We start from the raw sequence: 1,865 nt of genomic DNA on the forward strand, positions 1-1,865 counted from the left end.
CCGTCGTGAACAGGCTCTCGCTGTAGCTGTCAGTGCCTCGCATCGGTGCCTCGTCCCTCGGACTCGTCCCTCGCAATGCTCGCTCAGTCGAAGGCGGTGGTCGAGCAGAATTTCAACAGCCTGCTAACGTTTGAGGTAACGCGCCCGTGCCGGCAGGACGCTTGGGGCGCGAGGCCGATGATAGGCTGCACGGCCTCGCGCCCCAAGTGGCCTGCCGGTACGGGTCGCGTTGACCGAAGGGTTAGGCGTCACGAAGATCGCAATACTCTCTTGCCGCCGGAGACGCTGACAACGTTGCTCAGGCTTGAGCGTTCCGATCCTGGCGAACCCGTCGCGGTGAAGCCGAAGGAAGCATCTGAACACTGGATTGCGCCGCTCACCCTTAGACCAGCGCCCGCGATGAGCTCGACGTGCCCTGAGGCAGCAGATCCGGTTGGACCTGAAGCCAGGATCTCTGACGAGTTGTCTCGGAAGTGCCAGGTGCCTCGGATCTTGCCGGTGTGGCTACTTTGCAGGATGACAACCGCCGCCTGATAGCTGGTTGAGAGCACTTGAAGCATGAGAGGGCGCGAGACGTCCGTCTGGGTGAATCTGTATGTTCCCTCGAATAGCAACTGCCCGTTGTCATTGAGGAACGTTCCGGTCACGACGAATGGACGATCGAAAGGCGCGGTGGAGTCCCGGATCACCCCGTCGAACCAGTACTCGTCAGCGCTTATGTGCTCGAGGAAGTGGTGCATTTGGTGTGACGCCTAACGTTTGAGGTAACGCGCCCGCAGCGGCAGGGGGCTTGGGGCGCGAAGCACATGATAGACCTGGGTGCCTTGCGCCCCAAGACGCCTGCTGGTGCGGGTCGCGTTGACCGAAGGGTTAGGCGGCATTGTGAGCGGAGGCCTGCGAGACCGCGTGACCTGAAGAGCGACCGGCGGTGGTGTGCCGAAGGAATGTGACTTTGCCGAGTTCCTTTCCTCGAACAGCCTGGGCGCCTCCTGTAGGCTGCGAACCCTGCACCGCGCTCTGCGCGGTGCCCGACGAACTGACTGCGCGGCGCAGCACGCTTGCGCGAAGCGCACTTGTGGGCCTGACCTTGCGACCCTGGCCAGAGGGCACAGCGTGGGCGTGCGGCTTTCCACTCTTCGCAGTTTGGTCGGTCGAGGCAGACGCGGTTCTGGTCTTCCCGCTCGGTGCTTCGCAAGGCCCGGTCTTGGTCTTCGCGCTCGGTGCATGCAAGGCGGGCCAGATGCTCGCGCTGAGACTGTGCATGCCGCCTAACGTTTGAGGTAACGCGCGGCCGCCAGCGGAGCGCCAGGGCCGCGAGGCAGATGATATGCCTGGGTGCCTCGCGGCCCTGGCGCGCAGCTGGTGGACATCGCGTTGACCGAAGGGTTAGGTGGCTGCGGGTCTTGGGCAACGATGCTAGAAGGACGGATGACGATAGTGCGCAAGCCAGAACCTCGAACGGCGCAGATGTGCGAGCTGCCAGAGCCCGGGCGGGGTGCTGGACTTCGAGGTGAGCGGCCAACACAAGCGACAGACCTTGGTGAACCACAATACGACCTCGGCGGCCCGACTGCAAACGCCCGAAGGGCGCGTGGTGGCCTGCGCATGCAGCCAATGGCATTCTGTTTCTGCCAGGGCACCCCGGTGAACGATGTCTTCGCTTCCAGAGCGCAACTCCGATCGTGCTCGCCGGCGAAGGTGGACTGAACGAAGCCTGCGCAAGCGGCGCACTTCGACGGACACCTAACGTTTGAGGTAACGCGCGGCCGCCAGCGGAGCGCCAGGGCCGCGAGGCAGATGATATGCCTGGGTGCCTCGCGGCCCTGGCGCGTAGCTGGTGGACGTCGCGTTGACCGAAGGGTTAG

The 1,865-nt window shown here is 63.9% G+C and carries 1 protein-coding gene; it reads right to left on the reverse strand.

Features of this window, described 5'->3' with window-relative positions; all coding sequences use genetic code 11:
* Window positions 1-248: 248 nt before the first annotated feature.
* Complete coding sequence (locus HLB44_RS36620) at window positions 249-740, reverse strand: hypothetical protein (RefSeq protein WP_173135790.1); 492 nt, start codon at window positions 738-740, stop codon at window positions 249-251.
* Between the last annotated feature and the right edge of the window lie 1,125 nt (window positions 741-1,865).

Source organism: Pseudaquabacterium terrae (genome assembly GCF_013266755.1).
GTDB classification, from domain to species: Bacteria; Pseudomonadota; Gammaproteobacteria; order Burkholderiales; family Burkholderiaceae_C; genus Pseudaquabacterium; species Pseudaquabacterium terrae.

What these genes read in the sequence shown, in the direction of transcription:
- HLB44_RS36620 (WP_173135790.1), bottom strand. Translation starts at nt 740, where the DNA reads ATGCACCACTTCCTCGAGCACATAAGCGCTGACGAGTACTGGTTCGAC.